Source organism: Citrobacter amalonaticus, assembly GCF_002918555.1.
In the GTDB taxonomy this organism is placed as follows: domain Bacteria; phylum Pseudomonadota; class Gammaproteobacteria; order Enterobacterales; family Enterobacteriaceae; genus Citrobacter_C; species Citrobacter_C amalonaticus_A.
The window spans coordinates 936,849-960,023 of record NZ_PQMB01000003.1 but is presented as its reverse complement, the minus strand read 5'-3'; the positions used below and the strand labels follow the sequence as shown (position 1 = coordinate 960,023).

17 protein-coding genes and 1 pseudogene are annotated in these 23,175 nt (G+C 54.2%); 7 read left to right on the top strand and 11 right to left on the bottom strand.

The annotated features are described in order from the left end of the window. Nucleotides 1-2: 2 nt before the first annotated feature. The 3 genes from actP to acs form a co-directional block, all read right to left on the bottom strand. Nucleotides 3-1,652, bottom strand: a complete 1,650-nt coding sequence (gene actP, locus C3432_RS17320; protein ID WP_103777773.1) for a cation/acetate symporter ActP — start codon at nt 1,650-1,652, stop codon at nt 3-5. After that, a complete protein-coding gene (locus C3432_RS17315; RefSeq protein WP_103777772.1) occupies nt 1,649-1,963 on the bottom strand; it encodes a DUF485 domain-containing protein in 315 nt (104 codons plus the stop codon). Before C3432_RS17315 ends, actP begins: the two co-directional genes overlap by 4 nt. A gap of 235 nt (nt 1,964-2,198) precedes the next feature. Then, entirely contained in the window at nt 2,199-4,157 is a 1,959-nt protein-coding gene (gene acs / locus C3432_RS17305; RefSeq protein ID WP_103777770.1) for an acetate--CoA ligase, read from the bottom strand. A 433-nt stretch (nt 4,158-4,590) separates the two neighbouring features. Between acs and nrfA the strand changes: the two genes are divergently transcribed. The 7 genes and pseudogenes from nrfA to gltP all read left to right on the top strand — a co-directional run bounded on the left by nrfA (nt 4,591) and on the right by gltP (nt 12,994). Next, nucleotides 4,591-6,027 (top strand): ammonia-forming nitrite reductase cytochrome c552 subunit, encoded by a 1,437-nt coding sequence (nrfA, locus tag C3432_RS17295; protein ID WP_103777768.1) that lies wholly within the window; start codon nt 4,591-4,593, stop codon nt 6,025-6,027. Between the two features lie 44 nt (nt 6,028-6,071). Next, nucleotides 6,072-6,638 (top strand): cytochrome c nitrite reductase pentaheme subunit, encoded by a 567-nt coding sequence (gene nrfB / locus C3432_RS17290; protein WP_103777767.1) that lies wholly within the window; start codon nt 6,072-6,074, stop codon nt 6,636-6,638. Beyond that, the gene (gene nrfC, locus C3432_RS17285; RefSeq protein WP_103777766.1) at nt 6,635-7,306 is read left to right on the top strand and encodes a cytochrome c nitrite reductase Fe-S protein; all 672 of its coding nucleotides are present in this window, start codon (nt 6,635-6,637) and stop codon (nt 7,304-7,306) included. Before nrfB ends, nrfC begins: the two co-directional genes overlap by 4 nt. Continuing rightward, the gene (nrfD, locus tag C3432_RS17280; protein WP_103777765.1) at nt 7,303-8,259 is read left to right on the top strand and encodes a cytochrome c nitrite reductase subunit NrfD; all 957 of its coding nucleotides are present in this window, start codon (nt 7,303-7,305) and stop codon (nt 8,257-8,259) included. Before nrfC ends, nrfD begins: the two co-directional genes overlap by 4 nt. Nucleotides 8,260-8,267: 8 nt before the next feature. After that, nucleotides 8,268-10,620 (top strand): annotated as a pseudogene (gene nrfF, locus C3432_RS17275) (heme lyase NrfEFG subunit NrfF). After that, nucleotides 10,617-11,336, top strand: coding sequence for a heme lyase NrfEFG subunit NrfG (gene nrfG, locus C3432_RS17265; protein WP_374755473.1), 720 nt, complete (start codon nt 10,617-10,619; stop codon nt 11,334-11,336). Before nrfF ends, nrfG begins: the two are co-directional and overlap by 4 nt. A gap of 347 nt (nt 11,337-11,683) precedes the next feature. Next, nucleotides 11,684-12,994 carry a glutamate/aspartate:proton symporter GltP gene (gene gltP / locus C3432_RS17260; RefSeq protein WP_103777762.1) on the top strand — a complete coding sequence of 437 codons (1,311 nt, stop codon included), beginning with the start codon at nt 11,684-11,686 and terminating at the stop codon, nt 12,992-12,994. A 317-nt stretch (nt 12,995-13,311) separates the two neighbouring features. Here the strand turns inward: gltP and yjcO are convergent, their stop codons facing one another. From yjcO to C3432_RS17220, 8 genes are all read right to left on the bottom strand, one after another. Beyond that, complete coding sequence (gene yjcO / locus C3432_RS17255; protein WP_103777761.1) at nt 13,312-14,001, bottom strand: Sel1 family TPR-like repeat protein YjcO; 690 nt, start codon at nt 13,999-14,001, stop codon at nt 13,312-13,314. A 103-nt stretch (nt 14,002-14,104) separates the two neighbouring features. Continuing rightward, complete coding sequence (gene fdhF, locus C3432_RS17250; RefSeq protein WP_103777760.1) at nt 14,105-16,252, bottom strand: formate dehydrogenase subunit alpha; 2,148 nt, start codon at nt 16,250-16,252, stop codon at nt 14,105-14,107. 233 nt (nt 16,253-16,485) lie between these two features. Further along, nucleotides 16,486-17,391: an allose kinase gene (gene alsK / locus C3432_RS17245; protein WP_103777759.1), complete on the bottom strand. Its 906-nt coding sequence runs from the start codon at nt 17,389-17,391 to the stop codon at nt 16,486-16,488. Next, nucleotides 17,375-18,070, bottom strand: coding sequence for a D-allulose 6-phosphate 3-epimerase (gene alsE / locus C3432_RS17240; RefSeq protein WP_103777758.1), 696 nt, complete (start codon nt 18,068-18,070; stop codon nt 17,375-17,377). Before alsE ends, alsK begins: the two co-directional genes overlap by 17 nt. Nucleotides 18,071-18,080: 10 nt before the next feature. Then, entirely contained in the window at nt 18,081-19,061 is a 981-nt protein-coding gene (alsC, locus tag C3432_RS17235) for a D-allose ABC transporter permease (protein ID WP_103777757.1), read from the bottom strand. Next, nucleotides 19,040-20,572, bottom strand: coding sequence for a D-allose ABC transporter ATP-binding protein AlsA (gene alsA, locus C3432_RS17230; protein ID WP_103777756.1), 1,533 nt, complete (start codon nt 20,570-20,572; stop codon nt 19,040-19,042). The genes alsC and alsA overlap by 22 nt, the downstream gene beginning before the upstream one ends. A 159-nt stretch (nt 20,573-20,731) precedes the next feature. Continuing rightward, a complete protein-coding gene (alsB, locus tag C3432_RS17225; RefSeq protein WP_103777755.1) occupies nt 20,732-21,667 on the bottom strand; it encodes a D-allose transporter substrate-binding protein in 936 nt (311 codons plus the stop codon). 290 nt (nt 21,668-21,957) lie between these two features. Continuing rightward, a complete protein-coding gene (locus tag C3432_RS17220) occupies nt 21,958-22,848 on the bottom strand; it encodes a MurR/RpiR family transcriptional regulator (protein ID WP_103777754.1) in 891 nt (296 codons plus the stop codon). Nucleotides 22,849-23,175 lie beyond the last annotated feature (327 nt).

The following is a 23,175-nucleotide window of genomic DNA, read 5'->3' as shown; positions in this document are numbered from 1 at the left end:
GATTAGTGGGCGCGGCCCTGCTCCACACCGTAGCCCGTCTGGGAACGGATAAACTGGGCGCGGAACTGCTCGCGTTCACGGTTACCTTCAGCCGAGTTATCGGTAGCAGAGAAGAACCAAATCCCCAGGAATGCCACGGTGATGGAGAACAGCGCCGGGTATTCATACGGGAAAATGGCTTTTTCGTGACCGAGGATTTGTACCCAGATGGTCGGGCCAAGGATCATCAGTACTACCGCCGTCAACAGACCTAACCAGCCGCCCAGCATTGCGCCACGGGTGGTCAGCTTCGACCAGTACATGGAAAGCAGGATGATGGGGAAGTTGCAGCTTGCGGCGATAGCAAATGCCAGACCCACCATGAAGGCAATATTCTGATTCTCAAACAGCACGCCGAGAATAATGGCGATCACGCCCAGCACCAGAACGGTGATTTTCGATACCTTCAGTTCTTCACGCTCGGTTGCCCCTTTGCGGAACACGTTGGCATACAGGTCGTGAGAGACGGCTGAGGCTCCCGCCAGCGTCAGGCCCGCCACAACGGCCAGGATGGTGGCAAAGGCCACTGCGGAGATAAAGCCGAGGAACAGGTTGCCGCCCACCGCATTCGCCAGGTGAACCGCCGCCATGTTGTTACCGCCGATCAGCGCGCCAGCAGCGTCTTTATATGCCGGATTAGCGCCAACCAGCATGATGGCGCCAAAGCCGATAATAAAGGTCAGGATGTAGAAGTAACCCATAAAACCGGTGGCGTAGAATACGCTTTTACGGGCTTCGCGGGCATCGCTAACCGTAAAGAAGCGCATCAGAATGTGTGGCAGACCCGCCGTACCGAACATCAGGCCCAGACCTAACGACAGCGCGGAGATCGGATCTTTCACCAGCCCGCCCGGACTCATAATGGCCGAACCTTTCGGGTGTACCGCCATCGCTTCGGTGAAAAGATTATTGAAGCTAAAGCCGACATGCTTCATGACCATAAAGGCCATAAAGCTGGCGCCAAAGAGCAGCAGCACGGCCTTGATGATCTGTACCCAGGTGGTCGCCAGCATGCCGCCAAACAACACGTACATCATCATCAGTACGCCAACCAGCACCACCGCAATGTGGTAGTTCAGGCCAAACAGCAGCTCGATCAGTTTACCTGCCCCCACCATCTGGGCGATCAGGTACAGTGCCACCACCACCAGTGAACCGCAGGCTGACAGAATACGGATGGGGCCTTGTTTGAGGCGATAAGAGGCCACGTCAGCAAAGGTGTAACGACCCAGATTACGCAGGCGTTCTGCGATCAGGAACAGAATGATTGGCCAGCCCACCAGAAAGCCCAGCGAATAGATCAGCCCGTCATAGCCAGAGGTAAAGACCAGTGCGGAGATCCCGAGGAACGACGCGGCGGACATATAGTCACCCGCAATCGCCAGCCCGTTCTGGAAGCCGGTAATATTACCGCCTGCGGTGTAGTAGTCGCTACGCGAGCGGACGCGTTTAGAAGCCCAGTAAGTAATACCGAGCGTAAATAAGACGAAAATCAGGAACATGATAATCGCCTGCCAGTTGGTTGGCTGGCGTTGAACTGCACCGCTAATGGCATCCGCTGCGTGAGCAGCGAAGGGTAGCGTGGCGGCAAGCGCCGTCAGGACTCTCTTCATGATGCTTTAACCTCGTGCAGAACCGCATTGTTCAGACGGTCGAATTCACCGTTTGCCCGCCAGATATAGATCCCGGTCAGGATGAAGGAGATGAGGATCACACCGACCCCAATCGGAATACCCCGGGTGACGCTGGTTCCCGCGTGTAGCGGCGTGCCCAGCCAGCCAGGCGCAAAGGCAATCAGTAAAATAAAGCTGATGTAAACTGCCAGCATGATGACCGACAGGATGGTGGCAAACCGTTGCCGTTTTTCAACTAACTCCCTGAAACGCGCACTGTCTTCTATCCGCTGATAAATAGGGTCATTCATCACAGAGTCTCCAGAGGTCCCCTGCGTCTTTCGTGTTACAGGTTCGTTGGCCGCACTCGCCCACCCCAGTCACATAGTGAACTATGCTCCTGGGGATGCGCTCGCTTGCCGCCTTCCTGCAACGCGAAATCCTTTGGGGTGGGTTATTATATTTTCCCTCCCGGTCAGGGGAGGGGTAGGGGTAGGATTTGTAGGCCCGATACGCAGCGCGCCATCGGGCATTTCACGGTTATGGTTATGAAGGCATGGCGATGGCCTGCTTCTCTTCGAGCAGTTTCTCTACCACGCCAGGATCGGCGAGGGTTGAGGTGTCGCCCAGATTGCTGGTATCGCCCGCCGCAATCTTGCGCAAAATACGGCGCATAATTTTGCCGGAACGGGTTTTTGGCAGTGAGTCGGTCCAGTGCAGCACATCTGGCGTCGCCAGCGGACCAATTTCTTTACGTACCCAGTTGCGCACTTCGGCGTACAGCTCAGGTGACGGCTCTTCACCATGGTTCAGCGTGACGTAGGCGTAAATGGCCTGGCCCTTGATGTTGTGTGGGATCCCGACCACGGCGGCTTCGGCAATCTTTGGATGTGCCACCAGCGCGGATTCAATTTCTGCGGTACCCAGACGGTGACCGGAGACGTTCAGTACGTCATCCACACGACCGGTGATCCAGTAATAGCCATCTTCGTCACGACGCGCGCCGTCGCCGCTGAAGTACATATTCTTGAAGGTAGAAAAGTAGGTTTGCTCAAAGCGTTCGTGATCGCCAAACAGGGTGCGCGCCTGGCCCGGCCAGGAGTCGGTAATGACCAGGTTACCTTCCGTTGCGCCTTCCTGAGGATTGCCTTCGTTATCCACCAGCGCAGGCTGCACGCCGAAGAACGGGCGCGTTGCAGAACCCGCTTTCAGCTCGATCGCACCAGGCAGTGGGGTGATCATGAAGCCCCCCGTCTCGGTCTGCCACCAGGTATCAACCACCGGGCATTTTTCGTTGCCGATTTTCTTCCAGTACCATTCCCATGCTTCCGGGTTGATAGGCTCGCCCACGGAACCCAGGATGCGCAGCGAAGAACGATCGGTTCCCGCGATAGCCTTGTCGCCTTCCGCCATCAGCGCGCGGATGGCGGTCGGGGCAGTGTAAAGAATATTCACCTGATGCTTATCCACCACCTGCGCCATACGCGCGGGTGTCGGCCAGTTAGGCACGCCTTCAAACATCAGCGTGGTTGCGCCGCAGGCCAGCGGGCCATACAGCAGGTAGCTGTGTCCGGTGACCCAACCGACGTCGGCGGTACACCAGTAAATATCGCCCTGATGGTAGTCAAAGACATACTTAAAGGTGGTCGCGGCATAAACCAGATAACCCCCGGTGGTGTGTAGCACACCCTTCGGTTTGCCGGTGGAACCGGAGGTATAGAGGATAAACAACGGATCTTCTGCGTTCATTTCCACTGGCTGGTGCCGATCGCTGGCCGCGTCAATCAGATCGCTCCACCACAGGTCGCGACCTTCCTGCCAGTCAATTTTTCCACCCGTATGCTTCAGCACGACCACATGCTCAACGCTCTTCACGTTTGGATTTTTCAGCGCGTCATCGACATTTTTCTTCAGCGGGATGCTGCGCCCGGCGCGTACGCCCTCGTCGGCGGTGATCACCAGACGTGAGCTGGAGTCGATAATGCGTCCGGCGACCGCTTCCGGCGAGAAACCACCGAAGATCACGGAATGCACGGCGCCAATGCGGGCGCAGGCCAGCATGGCAACCGCGGCTTCCGGCACCATTGGCATGTAAATGGCGACCACGTCGCCTTTTTTAATCCCCAGATCCAGCAAGGTGTTGGCGAAACGACAGACATCGCGATGCAGTTCGCGATACGTAATGTGTTTGCTCTGCGAGGCGTCGTCGCCTTCCCAGATGATGGCGGTGCGATCGCCGTTTTCCTGCAGGTGACGATCGAGACAGTTTGCCGCCAGGTTCAGCGTGCCGTCTTCGTACCATTTAATAGAGACATTACCGGGTGCAAAGGAGGTGTTCTTCACCTTCTGATACGGTTTGATCCAGTCGAGAATTTTTCCCTGTTCGCCCCAGAAGGTATTCGGGTCGTTAACAGATTGTTGATACTTTGCCGCATACTGCTCCGGATTTATCAGGCAACGGTCCGCAATGTTGGCGGGAATGGCGTGTTTGTGTATTTGGCTCATGGCTTTTGTTCTCCTTGTAAGATGTTAATAATATGTCGCATAAACGTTAAATATAGGGGCTTTGTTAGTTTTGTTTAGTATTTGCGCGGCAGATCACGCAATAGAGGAGTTGTGCAAATAAACAACAAACTGATTTTTGAAGGACACCAACAAAAATTGTTTAAACCTTTCTGTAACATGCAGTTATACGTACTTCGCAAGAAAGGTGATCCCGATCGGAAAACAGCGGTTTGGGGAGGGGATTAGGGGGGTAACTAACTCTAAAGTGGTATTTTACATACACTTACAATTGATTAAAGACAACATTTTGAATGTGGTTATTTGTTACACATAAGGAGGAGCAATGTCATAACGGCACTCGTGCGGTTGCTGTTATGCCAATACAACAAAAGAACCGCCATTGAAACAATGGTGTAATCTGGATGAAAACCCTATGGCAAGGACAAAAATAAGCGCACGTCGTTTCTTCAGCCTGTTAATGCCTTTTTTATTTATTTCCACTGTTTACGCTGAGCAGACGACCGCACCCGCAACAACCGTAACCGTTGAAGCGAAGAATGAAGTCTTCGCCCCTCAACATCCCGATCAATATCTCTCCTGGAAAGCCACGTCGGAGCAGTCCGCACGTGAAGATGCGCTGGCAGAAGATCCGCGACTGGTGATTCTGTGGGCCGGATACCCGTTCTCTCGCGATTACAACAAACCGCGTGGTCATGCTTATGCGGTCACCGATGTGCGTGAAACCTTGCGTACCGGCGCGCCTAAAAATGCGGAAGATGGCCCGCTGCCAATGGCTTGCTGGAGCTGCAAAAGCCCGGACGTCGCGCGTCTGATCCAGAAAGACGGTGAAGATGGCTACTTCCACGGCAAATGGGCGCGTGGCGGCCCGGAAATCGTCAACAACCTGGGCTGTGGCGATTGTCATAACACCGCCTCGCCAGATTTCGCCAAAGGCAAGCCAGAGCTGACGTTGTCGCGTCCTTATGCTGAACGTGCGATGGAAGCGATCGGTAAACCGTTCGATAAGGCCAGCCGTTTCGATCAGCAGTCCATGGTCTGCGGTCAGTGCCACGTGGAATACTACTTTGACGGTAAAAACAAAGCCGTTAAATTCCCGTGGGATGAGGGCATGAAGGTCGAGAATATGGAGAAATATTACGACACCATCGCATTCTCTGACTGGACCAACTCCCTGTCGAAAGCTCCGATGTTAAAAGCGCAGCACCCGGAGTATGAAACCTGGAGCGCCGGTATTCACGGCAAGAACAACGTCACCTGTATCGACTGCCACATGCCGAAAGTGCAGAACGCGGAAGGCAAACTCTACACCGACCACAAGATTGGCAACCCGTTTGATAGCTTCTCCCAGACCTGTGCTAACTGCCACACCCAGGATAAAGCGTCTTTGCAAAAAGTGGTTGCCGAGCGCAAACAGTCGATCCATGACCTGAAAATCAAGGTGGAAGATCAGCTGGTTCATGCCCACTTCGAAGCGAAAGCCGCATGGGATGCGGGCGCGACGGAAGCGGAAATGAAGCCGATTCTGGACGATATTCGCCATGCGCAATGGCGATGGGATCTGTCAATTGCCTCTCACGGCATTCATATGCACGCTCCGGAAGAGGGGCTGCGGATGCTGGGCAGCGCGATGGATAAAGCGGCTGATGCCCGGACTAAACTGGTGCGTCTGCTGGCGACCAAAGGCATCACCCACGAAATCCCACTGCCGGATATCTCGACCAAAGAGAAAGCTCAGGCGGCGATTGGTCTGAACGTGCAGCAAATTAACGCTGAGAAGCAGGAATTCATCAAGACAGTGATTCCGCAGTGGGAAGATCAGGCGCGTAAAAACGGTCTGTTAAGCCAATAACCCCATGCCGCCCCGTCAGGGGCGGATAACTCAACGGAGTGAATATGAGCGTATTACGTTCGTTATTAACTGCTGGGGTGCTGGCGTCAGGTCTGTTCTGGAGCCTGAGCGGGATTACCGCCACGCCAACGCCGCAGGAGTCTGAACAACGCTGGACGGTTACCCAACAGCGGAGTCCGGATGCTGCTTGTCAGGACTGTCACAAGCCGGATACGGAAGGGATGCACGGTAAGCATGCTTCCGTCATCAATCCGAACAATAAACTGCCGGTTACCTGTACCAACTGTCACGGCCAGCCGTCGCCTCAACACCGCGAAGGGGTGAAAGATGTGATGCGCTTTAACGAGCCGATGTACAACGTGGAGCAGCAAAACAGCGTCTGTATGTCCTGTCACCTGCCCGAGCAGTTGCAAAAAGCGTTCTGGCCGCACGATGTCCACGTCACTAAAGTAGCGTGCGCCAGCTGTCACTCGCTGCATCCGAAGCAAGACACGATGCAGACGTTAAGCGATAAAGGACGGATCAAGATTTGCGTCGATTGCCATAGCGACCAGCGCAACAACCCGAACTTTAATCCGGCGTCCGTTCCGTTGCTTAAGGAGCATCCATGAGTTGCTCTCGTCGCCAGTTTATCACCCGCGTCGGCGCGCTGGTGGCGGTCAGCGGGACGGCAGGACGTGTGGTGGCGAAAACGTTGAATATCAACGGGGTGCGTTATGGCATGGTGCATGATGAATCCTTATGCATCGGCTGTACCGCGTGTATGGATGCCTGCCGGGAAGTGAATAAGGTGCCGGAAGGCGTATCCCGGCTGACAATTATTCGCAGCGAGCCGCAGGGTGAATTTCCTGATGTGAAATATCACTTTTTTCGCAAATCGTGCCAGCACTGTGACCATGCGCCCTGCGTTGACGTCTGCCCGACCGGGGCCTCATTCCGCGATGCCGCCAACGGTATTGTGGATGTGAACCCGGATCTCTGCGTCGGCTGCCAGTACTGCATTGCCGCCTGTCCCTATCGCGTGCGCTTTATCCATCCGGTCACGAAAACCGCGGATAAGTGCGATTTCTGCCGGAAGACGAATCTGAAAGAGGGCAAACTGCCCGCCTGCGTCGAATCCTGTCCGACAAAGGCGCTGACGTTTGGCAACCTGGACGATCCCAACAGCGAGATCTCGCGTCTGTTGCAGCAGAAACCCACCTACCGTTACAAGCTGGCGCTGGGTACCAAACCGAAGGTCTGGCGCGTTCCCTTTAAATACGGGGAGGTGAGCCAATGACAAACGCTTCTGCATTCCATTTTGAATCTCTGGTATGGGACTGGCCCATTGCTATTTACCTGTTTCTGATAGGTATTTCTGCCGGACTGGTTACGCTTGCGATTCTGCTGCGTCGTTTCCATCCGCAGGCGGGCGGGGCGGACAGTACGCTGCTGCGCACGACGCTGGTCGTCGGGCCGGGGGCGATTATTCTCGGCCTGCTGATTCTGGTGTTCCACCTCACGCGCCCGTGGACCTTCTGGAAGCTGATGTTCCACTACAGCTTTACCTCGGTGATGTCGATGGGGGTTATGTTGTTCCAGCTTTATATGGTGGTGCTGATTCTGTGGCTGGCAAAAATCTTTGAAAAAGAGGTCATTGCCCTGCAGCAGCGTTGGTTACCGCGCCTGGGGCTGGTTCAGAAGGTGCTCATGTGGCTGACGCCGTTCCACCGCGCACTTGAGACGCTGATGCTGGTACTGGCGGTGCTGCTTGGGGCGTACACCGGTTTCCTGCTTTCGGCGCTGAAATCTTATCCGTTCCTCAATAACCCCATCCTGCCGGTGCTGTTCCTGTTCTCCGGGATCTCGTCCGGGGCGGCGGTTGCGCTGATCGCGATGGCGTTACGTCATCGTAGCAATCCGCACAGCACCGAGGCGCATTTTATCCATCGCATGGAAACGCCGGTAGTGTGGCTGGAGATCTTCCTGCTGGCGGCGTTTTTCGTCGGTCTGGCGCTGGGCGATGACGGCAAAATGCGCGCGCTGGCGGCGGCACTGGGCGGCGGATTCTGGACCTGGTGGTTCTGGATCGGCGTGGCGGGACTGGGACTGATTGTGCCAATGCTGCTGAAGCCCTGGGCGAACCGCGGTTCGACGTTCCACGGCGTACTGGCGGTATGCGGCGCCAGCCTCACCGGGGTTCTGTTGCTGCGCTTCTTTATTCTGTATGCGGGGCAGTTAACCGTTGCGTAAGGTGATATCTGGACGTCTTACTTCCTGAAGCCGGATTTCTGGCTCTGTTATTAAGCCTTGGGGTCAATTTGTTGACCCCGCTTGCCACGCTGACAGGTGTACGTCAGCGCTGGCAGGGCGTGATGCGGCTGGCGACGGTGGGTATGCTGGCGCAATTTGCCCTGCTGCTGCTCGCTTTTTCCATTCTGGCGTTCTGCTTTCTGATCAGCGACTTCTCGGTGGTTTACGTCGCTCAGCACAGCTACAGCCTGTTGCCCTGGGCGCTAAAGCTGGCGGCGGTGTGGGGGGGCCATGAAGGTTCGCTCCTGCTGTGGGTGCTGTTTCTTTCCGGCTGGGGAGCGCTGTTTGCCTGGCGCTATCGGCATGAGTCTGATGCCTTGTTCCCCCTGACGCTCAGCGTTCTCTCTTTGATGACCGCACTGCTGCTGCTGTTTGTGGTGGTGTGGTCCGATCCGTTTGTGCGGATCTTCCCGCCCGCGATTGAAGGTCGCGACCTCAATCCGATGCTGCAACATCTCGGGTTAATTCTTCATCCGCCACTGCTCTACCTGGGTTATGGCGGTCTGATGGTGGCGGCTGGGGTGGCGTTAGCCTCACTGCTGCACGGCGGCTTTAGCGCGGCAACGGCCTGGGTGTGCTGGCGCTGGGCGCTGCCCGGCTGGTGCGCCCTGACGCTTGGTATCATTCTCGGCTCCTGGTGGGCGTATTGCGAGCTGGGCTGGGGAGGCTGGTGGTTCTGGGATCCGGTGGAAAACGCCTCTTTATTACCCTGGCTTTCCGCCAGCGCGCTGCTGCACAGCCTGTATGCCTCGCGCCAGCGCGGGATTTTCCGGCACTGGTCGCTGCTGCTGGCGATTATCACGCTGATCCTCTCTCTGCTTGGCACGCTGATTGTTCGTTCCGGCATTCTGGTCTCAGTGCACGCTTTTGCGCTGGATAATGTACGTGCCGTTCCGCTGTTTGCGCTCTTTGCTGTGCTGAGTCTGGCTTCGCTTGGTCTGTACGGCTGGCGGGCGCGGGACGGCCATCAGGCCGCACGTTTCGGCGGCTGGTCGCGCGAGATGATGATTCTGGCGGCGCTGCTGCTGTTTAGTGCAGTCCTGTTGATTGTATTGACTGGCACGCTCTACCCGATGATTTATGGTCTGCTGGGCTGGGGGCGGATTTCCGTCGGTGCTCCCTATTTTAATCGTGCGACGCTGCCGTTTGCGCTGTTAATGCTGGTGGTGATGGGGATTGCGGCGGGTGGCTTCTGGAAACGTTCGCCGGATGTTTCTCTGCGCCGTCGGGTGTGGCCTTTTGCTATCGGGCTGCTGGTTATTGCACTGTGTTGGTCGCCTGGTGTGGCAGAGGCGCTGGCCTGTGGGCTGGTGGCGGCGGTGATGCTGCGTCTCTGGTTCCAGCCGCTCGATGCTCTGCGCCGCCAGCTCCCGGCGCTGCTGGCGCACACCGGCGTGCTGATCGTTGCGATGGGGATCATCTTCTCCAGCGGCAGTCGACAGGAGATAAGCCTCAACCTGAGTCCGGGGCAGCAGGTCGAACTGGCAGGCTATACCTTCCGTTTTGAGCGTCTCGATCTCCAGGCTAAAGGGAACTACACCACCGAGAAGGCGCTGATTACGCTGTGGCAGGATGATAAGAGGATCGGCAGCCTGCATCCTGAAAGACGTTTCTACGCGGCGCGTCGTCAGCAAATGATGGAACCGGGGATCCGCTGGAACCTGCTCCACGACTGGTATGCGGTGATGGGTGAAAAAACCGGACAGGATCGCTATGCCATCCGCCTGTATGTACAGACCGGCGTGCGCTGGATCTGGGGCGGCGGGCTGCTGATGGTCTTTGGCGCATTGCTGAGCGCCTGGCGAGGGAGGAGACGCGATGCGTAATGTTTCTGAATTGCTGCCTGATGGTAATGCACTTCGCAGGCCGGGTAAGGGGTTGATGCCGTCATCCGGCAAATTTATGTTGTTACTGGCGTTTCTGATCTGTCTGCCTTTTGCCAGCCATGCCCAGGTTGTGGATACCTGGGCCTTTGAAAGTCCGCAACAGCAGGAAAAAGCGCTGTTTATCGCCAGCCAGCTGCGCTGCCCGCAGTGCCAGAATCAAAACTTGCTGGAATCGAACGCGCCGGTAGCCGTCAGTATGCGCCATCAGGTCTATTCGATGGTGGCTGAGGGAAAAGATGAAGCGGAAATCACCGCCTGGATGACCGACCGTTATGGTGATTTTGTCCGCTATAACCCGCCGTTGACCGGACAAACGCTGTTGCTGTGGGGACTGCCGTGCCTGCTGCTGTTGCTGGTGGGCATCGTGCTCTGGCGGGTTAACCGACGTCAGCGCACAGAGGAGAGCTCTCAATGAGCCTGCATCAGATAAGCGTACAGCTACTGCGTCACAGCCAGCGTCAGTCGCAGGCTACTCCCGAAGCGGAACATTTGCTGCGTGAATTACAACGCGACCTGGCGCAACCGGAGGTGGCAGGCGTATCCTTACGTCCGCTGCCGCGAAAGAGGCTGTTGCTGGCGGCATTTGCCCTGCTGATGGTTTGTGTTGGTGGTTATCTGCTAACCCCCAAATGGCAGGCGGTGCGTAGCGAACAGCGACGTCTGGCCGATCCGCTGCATGATTTTGCCGAACAGCAGACGCCCGAAGCGCAACTCCTTGCGCTGCAAAGCAAAATTCGAGCTAACCCGCAGGACAGCGAGCAGTGGGCGCTGCTTGGCGAATATTACCTCTGGCGTAACGCCTATGATAATTCGCTGCTGGCGTATCGTCAGGCGCTACGTTTACGCGGTGAAAACGCTGAACTCTGTTCAGCGCTGGCAACGGTGATGTACTACCAGGCCGGACAGCACATGACGCCGCCAGCCCGCGAGATGATTGATAAGGCGCTGGCGCTGGATGCCACGGAGGTCACCGCGCTGATGCTGCTGGCTTCTGATGCGTTTATGCAGGCTGACTACGCCCAGGCGGTATTACAGTGGCAAAAAGTTCTGGATTTGAACTCGCCGAGGGTCAATCGCGCGCAATTAATTGACTCCATCAATATGGCGAAGTTGTTGCAGAATCGGCAGTAATAATTTTGTTTTATTGTCATTTATGCCGTTTTTACTGTTTAAAAAAAAAGCAAATGAACAATAAAGGCAAAATAATTCCAGACGGATATTATTCAAAATTGTTAATGTAAAAATCTTTTCATAACAAATAGTTATTCATGATGATCGCTATAAACCCGCGTTATTATGCATTAAATCAGCGAAAAGCCCTGTTCTTAAAGGGTTGCGCAAGACACCATGCAAATGGTACAGATTATGCGCGTTAAAAAACTCTAAAACGAACGCAACACAATTCATACCCTTTCAGTATGTAACCACTCTTACGTATGTGTATATCGAGTGGTGTTCCATTGAGGAAGTCTGTTTTTATGAAAAATCTAAAAATCAGCCTCGCATGGCAGATCCTGCTGGCGATGGTGCTGGGCATTCTGCTGGGAAGCTACCTGCATTATCACAGTGACAGCCGCGAGTGGCTGGTGATGAATCTGCTTTCGCCGGCAGGCGATATCTTTATCCATCTGATCAAAATGATTGTTGTCCCGATTGTTATCTCCACGCTGATCGTCGGTATTGCCGGGGTGGGGGATGCGAAGCAGCTGGGGCGAATCGGTGCCAAAACCATTCTCTATTTCGAAGTGATCACGACCGTCGCCATTATCCTGGGCATTACGCTGGCGAACGTGTTTCAACCGGGTTCCGGGATTGATATGTCGCAGCTGGCGACCGTGGATATTTCGAAATACCAGAACACAACGGCGGAAGTGCAAAGCCATGCGCATGGCCTGATGGGCACAATTCTGTCGCTGGTTCCGACCAACGTTGTTGCGTCGATGGCGAAAGGCGACATGCTGCCGATCATTTTCTTCTCGGTATTGTTCGGTCTGGGGCTTTCATCTTTGCCTGTGAGCCACCGCGAGCCGCTGGTTACCGTGTTCCGTTCTGTCTCCGAAACCATGTTTAAAGTGACGCACATGGTGATGCGCTACGCGCCGGTAGGGGTTTTCGCACTGATTGCGGTTACCGTGGCCAACTTCGGTTTTGCCTCGCTGTGGCCGCTGGCGAAGCTGGTGCTGTTGGTTCACTTCGCGATCCTGTTCTTCGCGCTGGTGGTGCTGGGCATTGTGGCGCGCATCTGTGGCCTGAGTATCTGGATCCTGATCCGTATCCTGAAAGACGAGCTGATTCTGGCGTATTCGACCGCCAGCTCTGAAAGTGTGCTGCCGCGTATTATCGAGAAGATGGAAGCCTACGGAGCACCGGCTTCTATCACCAGCTTCGTGGTACCGACCGGTTACTCTTTTAACCTCGATGGCTCCACGCTGTATCAGAGTATTGCGGCCATCTTTATCGCACAGCTGTATGGCATCGACCTGTCGCTATGGCAGGAAATCGTACTGGTGCTGACGCTGATGGTCACCTCAAAAGGGATTGCCGGCGTGCCTGGCGTCTCCTTTGTCGTGCTGCTGGCAACCCTTGGCAGCGTCGGGATCCCGCTGGAAGGTCTGGCGTTTATCGCCGGTGTCGACCGTATCCTCGACATGGCGCGTACTGCGCTGAACGTGGTGGGAAATGCGCTGGCGGTGCTGGTTATCGCCAAGTGGGAACACAAGTTTGACCGCAAGAAAGCGCTGGCCTATGAGCGCGAAGTCCTGGGTAAATTTGACAAGACCGCCCAGTAATTGTTGATGCCGGATTCGGTGTTTACACCGTCATCCGGCAATCAACATCAGCCATTGGTCTAATGCGGGTTACCTGGATTGATTAGCCGCAAAGCCCTGTGTGACGCAGACTCAATATGCCGGATTCGGTTAATTATTCCGTTCACGTCATGTATTACGCCTTTCTGACATTCCTGCTCCTGTGAACGGGTTAAGTGCACGGCGAGCCTCCCTTGCCCGTTCACGGGAATGAGGGTTTCAGAGAAACAATGAAGATACGGTGAACGGAACCCTTTGCCATTGTTAAAAACTCTCCGTTAACGCTTAAACGGTTGGCATCAGCCATTGGTCAGCTTTTCAAATTCTTCGCAGCCGGTATCGAACCCTTCAATACAGCTCAGATTCAACCAGTGCAGCGCCTTCTGTTTGTTCTTCTCAATAAAACCCTGCTCCCCGTTCAGGAACATCATGCCCGCCCAGAACTCTGAATAACCGGTACGGGAGATAGCGGAGCTACGTTTGAAATACCAGGTCGCTTTATCATCATCAGCCGGGATCCCGACGCCGTTGGCGTAAATCAGCCCGAGCAGCATCTGGGCGTCTACGGCAGAATCATTTTCCAGATTCTCCGAGGCGTTTTGTAAAAGCGTGATGGCTTGTAGATAGTCTGGTTTACCGGCCTGTGTGTTTACCAGAATTCGTGCCAGGGTAATTTCGCCCGCCTTACTGCCCGCTTTGGCGGCTTTTTCCGCCAGGGTTTTGGCTTGTGGGTAATCCAGACTCACCGGGTTCGTAATTTTGATTTGCGCCAGCAGCGCGCAGGCGTCGGCATCACCGCTGTCTGCGGCTTTTTGCGCCCAATACTCAGCTTTACTCAAATTGCCGGAGCTAAACCAGGTATCGGCAAGAAAATACTGTGCGCGTCGGTCACCTGCCTCTGCTGCCTGTAGATACTGGCTCCCCGGCTCAGTATCACTGGCATGGGCAAAGAATGTCATAAAGAACATCAATGCAATTAATTGTTTCATTTTGAGTTTTATTTAGGGTACGGAATTGACAGTATAAAGAGATCGAATGGATAAAAAAACAGCCTCCGGGTGGAGGCTGTTGCAGGACGGAAATGAAAGCAGATCACCCCATTGCGGTTTCGCGCAGGCGGGTTTTCAGCTTGTTGTACTCATCAATCACATACTGTTCGGCGGCCCGCTGATCGGCAATCGGCTCGACGCGCACGGCGCAGTACTTGTACTCTGGCGTTTTGGTAATCGGGCTTAAGTTCTCGGTCACCAGTTCGTTACAGGCGCCAATCCACCACTGGTAGGTCATATAAATCGCCCCTTTGTTCGGACGTTCGCTGACCTGCGCACGGGTGATGATTTTGCCTTTACGCGAGTTAACCCATATCAGCGCCTCATCTTCAATGCCCAGACGCGCGGCGTCGGCGGTGTTGATTTGCGCATAGCCTGGCTCATCCGCCAGTGCCGCCAGCGCTGCACAGTTACCGGTCATCGAGCGACAGGAGTAGTGGCCGACTTCACGCACCGTAGACAGTACCATAGGGTACTCTTCGGTGAGTTTGTCGATCGGCGCGACCCAGTCGCAGGTGAAGAACTGCGCGAGGCCGTTCGGGGTATCGAACTTCTCTTTAAAGAGGTACGAAGTCCCCTGATCGGCATCCGACGTATCGCGGCAAGGCCACTGGATGTAGCCCAGTTCGCCCATCTTCTCGTAAGTCGCACCGTAGAAATCCGGGCACAGATGACGCAGCTCATCCCAAATTTCCTGGGTGTTGTTGTAGTGCATCGGATAGCCCATACGGGTGGCGATTTCACTGATGATCTGCCAGTCCGTTTTCAGATCCCACTTCGGCTCAACGGCTTTAAAGAAGCGCTGGAAGCCACGGTCAGCGGCGGTAAAGACCCCTTCATGTTCACCCCACGACGTTGACGGTAAGATAACATCCGCCGCCGACGCGGTTTTGGTCATAAAGATGTCCTGCACGATGACCAGCTCCAGATCCTCAAAGCCTTTGCGCACAGCGGAAAGCTCCGCATCGGTTTGCAGCGGATCTTCACCCATGATGTATGCCGCACGAACCTCGCCATGCGCCGCACGGTGCGGCAGTTCGCTGATGCGATAGCCGGTATGCGCAGGCAGACTTTCCACGCCCCAGGCTTTGGCGAATTTCTCGCGGTTAGCCGGATCTTTCACATATTGATAGCCCGGATAAGTATCCGGCAGCGCGCCCATGTCACACGCGCCCTGAACGTTGTTCTGACCACGAACCGGGTTAACGCCCACGCTCGGCTTGCCAAGATTGCCGGTCAGCATCGCGAGGCTGGTCAGTGAGCGTACGGTTTCGACGCCCTGATAGAACTGGGTTACGCCCATACCCCACAGGATCGCCGCGCTTTTCGCCCCTGCGTACATCCGTGCAGCCTGGCGAATGTCGTGCGCGCTTACGCCGGTTATCTCTTCTACAGACTCCGGCGTATAGCCTTCGACAATCTTACGGTACTCTTCAAAGCCTTCTGTCCGGGAGGCGACAAACGCCTGGTCGTACAGATTTTCTTCAATAATGACATGGCCAAACGCATTCAACAGCGCGATATTCGAGCCGTTTTTCAACGCGATGTGCATGTCGGCAATGCGCGCGGTTTCAATTTTGCGCGGATCGCAGACGATAATTTTCGCCCCGTTACGTTTAGCGTTGATCACGTGATTCGCCACGATGGGGTGCGAATCCGCCGGGTTGTACCCGAAAATAAACACTAAATCGGTGTTATCAATTTCGTTAATCGCATTACTCATTGCGCCGTTACCGACCGACTGGTGCAGACCTGCAACCGATGGGCCGTGTCAGACGCGAGCGCAGCAGTCAACGTTATTGGTACCAATAACGGCGCGCGCAAATTTTTGCATTACATAGTTGGTTTCATTCCCGGTACCGCGAGAAGATCCGGTGGTCTGGATGGCGTCCGGACCGTACTTCTCTTTGATAGCACTCAGGCGATCGGCGACGTAATTCAGCGCTTCATCCCAGGAAACGGATTCCAGTTTGCCGCCACGCTGGCGACGGATCATGGGGGTTTTCAGGCGAGGGGTCAGGATCTGGGTATCGTTAATAAAATCCCAGCCATAGTAGCCCTTCAGACACAGAGTACCCTGATTGGTTTTCCCCTGCGCCGCCTCTGCCCGGACGATTTTGCCGTTATCGACCACCAGGTTGATTTTGCAACCTGATGCGCAATACGGGCAAACCGTGATGACTTTTTTCATCGGTCTCGCTCCAGTTAATCAAATCGCGCATACGCGCTGTCACTCTTAGTATGCATCTTTTATGCCATGTTTTTATTGTGGGCTTACCCTGATATTACGGGCGATTTTTGGTCAAAACTCTGACGAAAAACAGGCTGTCGTCATATTTGACGTGACGAATACATAAAGCGTGACAGAGGGCAGGTGCGAAAGATAAACAGGGCAGAGCCCTGCATAAAGAGGCGATTGAAGCGTTACGCAAAACGAGAGCGTGCAAGCTGAGCCGCGCCCTGAGCGCCATTAAACGCGGAGGACGAGGCGGGAATAAAACGCACGGCCTCATACGGTAGCGGACGGCGCAGGTATTGCTGAGTCATCGCAATCAGCGTTTCGCGTGGGAAGGCAGGCATATCCATCACGCCGCCGCCCAGGATCACGGCGTCGGGATCGAACAGGTTGATGCTGGTGGCAATTGCCCGGGCGGCGCTTTCCAGCAGCTCCTGGACGAAAAGTGCCTCGCTCGCATGGACAAACAGTTCTCCCAGCGCAAAATCACGAGGCTGTTGCTCATACCAGCGTTTTAACGCCAGCCCGGAACAGACCGTTTCCAGACAGCCCGGATTGCCGCATGCGCAACGCTGTGTCATGTCACCCTGCGGGATGTGTCCCAGTTCACCGGCTACGCCGTGCGCACCTGTCCAGGGAGCGCCATTCATCCACACCGCAAAGCCCATACCGGTGCCGAGATAGGCGGCCAGTACCTGCTGCTGCGTGAGACCGTTTTCCATCACGTCAAACGACAGTTGCAGGTTCACGTCGCGCGAGAACTCTACCGGGCAGCCCAGTGCCTCTTCCAGCCTGGCGGCGAGCCCCTCCAGATCCTGCGGCGTTAATGGCAGGTTGGGGGTAGAAATAATGGTACGTTTGTCTTTACCGACCAGTGCAGGAAAACCCATCACCAGGCCGCCGCAGCGCACTTCAAGGTTTTTCAGCTGTTCGTCGATCATCCTGGTGATACCTGCGACCAGGCCGGAGGCGATCGCTTCTGCGGTGCGCTTTTTCTCACAGTGCAGGGTTTCGCCCGCAGTTGTCTGCAGGCAAAAACGGATATGCGTTGCTCCCATATCCACACCCGCCACGACGTTACGCTGTTTTTGCATGAGGCTGTACCTCGTTTTTCGCCGTCAGGATCTGTGCCGCCATCACCTTCCACGCATCGTCGATATTCTCCGCATGGTTAAACAGCCCGGAGGTGCCGACGATAAAGACATCCGCCCCCGCCGCCATCATTTTTTTGTAAGTGGTCTGATTGCATGAGCCATCCACTTCGATCTCATACTGTAGCCCTTCACATTCGCGCCACGCCTTCAGTTCGGCAATCTTATCCAGCATCTCCGGAATGAACGGCTGACCGGCAAAGCCGGGATCGACGGTCATGACGGTAATTTTATCGGCTTTGTGGATATAGTATTTCATCGTTTCCACCGGCGTTTCCGGGTTGAGGATCAGCCCCACCTTCATGTTGTGACCGCGGATTTCCTCAATCAGGCGGAATGCCTGGCCGTTGATGGTTTCCGGATGTAGCGTAATGAAATCCGCGCCAGCGCGGGCCAGTTGACCAATGTAATCCTGGGGACGGGTCACCATCAGATGGCAATCAAGCGGTTTACTCGCCAGTTTCTTGACCTGGCTGACAAAAAAGGGTGACAGCGTCAGGTTCGGCACAAAGTGGCCGTCCATAATGTCGATGTGAAAGTAATCTGCATGGCGGTCGATAAATTCGATCTGTTCTTTAAACTTCAGCAGATCCATACACATTAATGAGGGAGATATTTTCATGTTCAGTTCCTTACTTACTGATAAGTCGGTCAAGAGCGACAGCCGCGATAATTAATCCGCCCATCACCACCAGCTGGTAGTAGGTTTGTACCTGCAGAATATTCAGGCCGTTATTGATGGTGCCGATAATCAGGCCGCCAATCACCACCGAGAAGATGCGTCCCTTGCCGCCAAAGAAGCTGGTGCCGCCAATGATGGCGCTGGCGATGGCGTAGGTTTCAAAGCCCATTCCGGCAAGCGGCTCTGCGGCGCCGAGTCGCGCGGTGGAAACCACGCCTGCCAGCCCCGCGCAGATGCCGGAGATGATAAACACCACCAGGATGTGAAACTTCACGTCAATCCCGGAATAGAACGCCGAGTTTTTGTTGCCGCCCAACGCGTAGATGTTGCGCCCAAGCCGCATACGGGTAGTGAGAAACCAGAGGATGATCGCCACAATCAGCGAGAAGATGACGGGGACCGGTATGCCTGCCACGCTGGCGGCGAAGAAGTTCACGAAGTCGAATGAGAACCCGTACACCGAGTTGGCGTCAGAAATCACCAGCGTGATCCCGCGGAAAATCGCATTAGTGCCCAGGGTGATAATAAACGGGTGCAGGCCGGTCCAGTTCACCAGACAGCCGTTAATTGCCCCCAATGCGCCGCCGACCAGCACGCCGCCGATCAGCGCCGCAAGGAATGGATCGACGCCTGCCAGCATCAGCTTTGCGGTCACCATGCCGGAAAGCGCCAGAATCGCTCCGACGGAGAGGTCAATACCGGCGACCAGAATGGCGAAAAATTCCCCCATGCCGATCAGCACCGTCACGGAGCTTTGAACAAAAATCTGGGTGATGTTGTTGGTCGTCAGAAAATATTCTGACGACAGCGAGCCGAAGATGGCGACGATGATCGCCAGGATAAAGAAGGTGCCATATTTATCCCAGAACAGAGCAAAGTTGAACGGCTTCTTCTCGTTCGCTTCGCCTTTTACTCTTGTGGTAAAGCCCATGCCATAATCTCCTCTTCGCTCATGTCATCGCGATTGGTCAGGATTTGCGTCAGTCGTCCTTCGCAGAACACGGCGATGCGGTCGCAGACGGCGATAATTTCAGGAAGCTCAGATGACACCATCAGGATGACTTTTTCGTCGTCCGCCAGCTGGCGCATCACTTTATAGATTTCGGCTTTTGCGCCGACGTCGATACCGCGGGTAGGCTCATCGAAAATAATGACCTCCGGGTGACAGCACAGCCATTTGGAGATCAGCACCTTCTGCTGATTTCCACCGGAAAGTTCGGTGATGTTCTGGTTAACCGAGTGGCACTTCAGCGCCAGCAGCTCGCGCTGGGCTTCGGCGGTTCGCTGCTCGTCACCTTCATGGAACAGGCCCATCGCCCCCTTATAGCCGCCGTTCTTCAGGCTGCGGCTGATGGCCATATTCTGCTGGATCGAAAAGTTGGGGAAAAAGCCGTTATCCCGGCGGCTTTCGGTGATGTAGGCCATCCCTTTTTTCACTGCGTCCAGCGGTGAGCGAGGGGAGATGGTTTTACCGTTCAGGCGGATCTCACCGCCAGCACGTTTATCGACCCCAAACAGACAATCCATCAGCTCCGTGCGCCCGGAACCGACCAGCCCGGCGAAGCCTAAAATTTCTCCCCGACTAACGCTAAAGGAGATGTCGCGGACCTTTTTCCTGTCATGGCTGGTGACGTTTTTCACCTCAAATACCGTATCGCGTTCGATATTGCCGGTGCTCTCTTTCATGGCGTTAAAGCGGCTTTGCAGCTCGCGGCCAACCATCAGACGGACGATATCGTCGTTTGACACATCGCTCACCATGCCGCTGCAAACGCTGCTCCCGTCTTTCATCACCGTATAGCGATCGCAGATGCGGCGAATTTCCGCCAGCTTATGCGAGATGTAGACAATGGCAGTGCCCTCTTTGCGCAGCTGATTCATAATCAGAAACAGATAGTCCACCTCTTTATTCGTGAGTGAAGAGGTGGGCTCATCCATAATGATCGCTTTGGCATCGAGCATTAAGGTTTTGGCAATTTCCAGCATCTGCTTATGGCTGATGGATAAATTCGCCACTTTTTCGTCTAAATCGACTTTTAAGCCTACGCGCAGCAGCATCATGGCGCCCCGTACGCGCATTTCTCGCCAGTCGATAATATTGACGCCACAGACTTTTTTCGTCAGATGGCGACCAATATATAAATTCTCCAGCACCGTTAATTCATCAATCACGCTGAGTTCCTGATAAATAATCCCGATGCCGAGCTGTGCCGCTAATTTATGGTCCAGCTTGTCATACGTCACATTATTGATAGTAATGGTGCCTTTGGTCGGTTCATGTATTCCCGACAAAACTTTCATCAGCGTTGATTTACCGGCACCATTCTCGCCTAATAACGCATGTATTTCGTAAGGGTGAACCGTTAAATCAACCGATTTTAATGCGTGAACCGGACCAAAGGATTTGCCGATCCCCGCCATCGATATATATGGCGTGACCATAAATAACCTCTTTTATTCCCGTCATACTTCAGGTTGCAGGTGCGTTGGCTTTGTTACCTGGCCCATCCCTGGGCCTCGCCCCTGCGGGGCCAGCGCAAGCGCTGTTCAAAACGATTACGCGTTTTGTCCCGCCACTCGAATGATTTAGAGCTTACAGACTTATTTAGTGACCAGGATTGAATCGACTAACGTAAATCCGGGCGCTTTATCCAGCGGGATGACCTTGCCAGATTTTGCGGCGTCAACCATCAGCTTAAGCCCTGTCGCGCCGATATCCGCAGGGTTCTGGGCAATCGTTGCCGTCATCTGTCCGCTCTCCACCATCTTGCGGGCTTCCGGAATGCCGTCGGTCCCTACGACCAGTATTTTTCCTGTTTGGCCGGCATTCGCCACGGCCTGAGCAACGCCCATGGCCATGGTGTCATTCGCGCAATAAATCGCTTTGATATTCGGATTACGCTGTAGCACGTTGGTGGCGACATCCAGGGCTTTTATGCGGTCCCAGTCTGCCGGTTGGCTGGCAACCAGTTTGATCTGACTGACTTTTTTGAAGGCTTCGGTTGCGCCGTTACGACGCGCCTCGCCGGATGCGTTACCGGCTTTGCCCTCGATAATCGCCACTTCACCGCCTTGTGCGCCCAATTTATCAATAATGAATGCTGCACCTTTTGCCCCTACGGCGACGTTATCGGTAGTGACAAAACCTTCAACATTCCCTCCTGCTTTTTTCAGGTTATCCATATCGATTTTTTCATCGAGATTGACCAGGTAAATGCCTTTCTTCCACGCGCGGGCAACGGGCATCACCAGGTTCACCGAGGACAATGGCGCAAAGGCGATCCCTTTGTAATTCTTGTTACTCAGATCTTCGAAGAGCTGTAGCTGAGACTGAAAATCACCTTCCGAAGGCGATGCAAAAATATCGACGCTGACGCCCAGCGTTTTTGCCTCATCTTCAATACCTTTTTTCATATCCACCCAGAAAGGATTGGATAATGTTTTTAATACGACGGCATATTCGGCGGCGGCAAAAGCATGGGTTGATAACATTAAGCCCATGAGCGCGCCACTGAAGTATTTCAGATATTTGTTCATAGCAATATTCTCAGTATATATACTCGTCATACTTCAAGTTGCAGGTGCGTTGGCTTTGTTACTCGGCCCTTCGGGGCCAGCGCAAGCGCTGTTCAAAACGACTACGCGTTTTGTCCCGCAACTCGAATTATTTAGAGTACAGGGTATTGCTCCTCTGAAAGGAGCTAATAATTAATGCTCTAAATAATTCAGGTCACAGAAAGGTGGCAGGTGAGTAAGTCCCCGGTACTCTTTGACTGGGGCGAACAAACATAGCCAACGCCTCTGTGACTTGAAGTATGACGAGCATCTTATTTCAGCGCGCCTGGTGAAAAGTAATCAACAATTGCGCCAGTTTTTTGCATATTAATATTAGCCTGTTCAATATTAAGCTGGGCGACGGAAACAAAAAAAGCATCCAGCAGCGTGAGCTGTAATATACGCGCTGAGGCGTTGCGCCCTAATAACGGTGTTTCTGGTGCTGGTGAGCAAATAATATAGTCGGCCAGTTTGGCAATGGGTGAATGGTAACTGTGAGTGATGCAGATAATTTTTGCACCATTCTTTTTTGCCAGTTCGACAGCGGACTTCACATCACTCGTACGCCCGGAATGGGTCACCACCAGTACCACATCCCCCTCTTTTAAGAGCGATGCAGACATCATCATGATGTGCGCATCCGGGTAGGTCTGACAGCGTACGCCGATGCGTAAAAACTTGTGCTGCACGTCTGCGCAGATAGCGTTCGACCCGCCAGCGCCGTACAGATCGCGCTGCTTTGCCTGAAAGAAAAAGCGAGCGGCCCGGTGGATCTCATCGACATTCACGATCGACTGCCCTTCCATAATGGTGCGTAAAGTAATGTTAAATACTTTATTCACCACGTCCTGCGGCGCTTCATCAAAGGCCAGTTCGGCTGGCAACACCTGCTCAGACTGAGAAAAATAGTCTTCCAGGGCGCTGCGCAAGTTGCGAAATCCGCTGAACCCCAGCAGCTTCGATACTTTGACAATCATGGCTTCAGACACCGCCAGCGCCTCCGCCACATCTTTAATGGCGGGCGCGCTGCTGAGGTGACCCGGCTTGAGTAACCATTCCACGATCCGGCTTTCGTTCTCTGTCATCCCTTCCTGCTTCATGCGCAGGTAAGGCGCAAGCCCGATACCGTTTGGAAGCCCTGAATCAAACTCTGACTGACTCATTACGTTCTCTTGTCCTTGAATTGAAGACGTCACTATATCACCACACCAGGAACAGAAAAGATGCTGATGACTTCACAAAATATTTAAATTTATAAAGTTTTTGTTTTTGTGAATTTTTCAGAATGTCACAAAGGACGATAATGTGTATAAATTGATTAAACTCAGTTGGTTAAAGTTATCTGCATGCTTTGTCAAAGCCTGCCAGGGCGAATGCGTAGCGCGTTTAATGCTGTTGAACTACGGGATGTAAGCGTGTAGAACAGGTGGTGACGGTGAATTTTGCCGATTAATTGTTCTTTTTAACGCATTTTAATCACAAATGTTTTT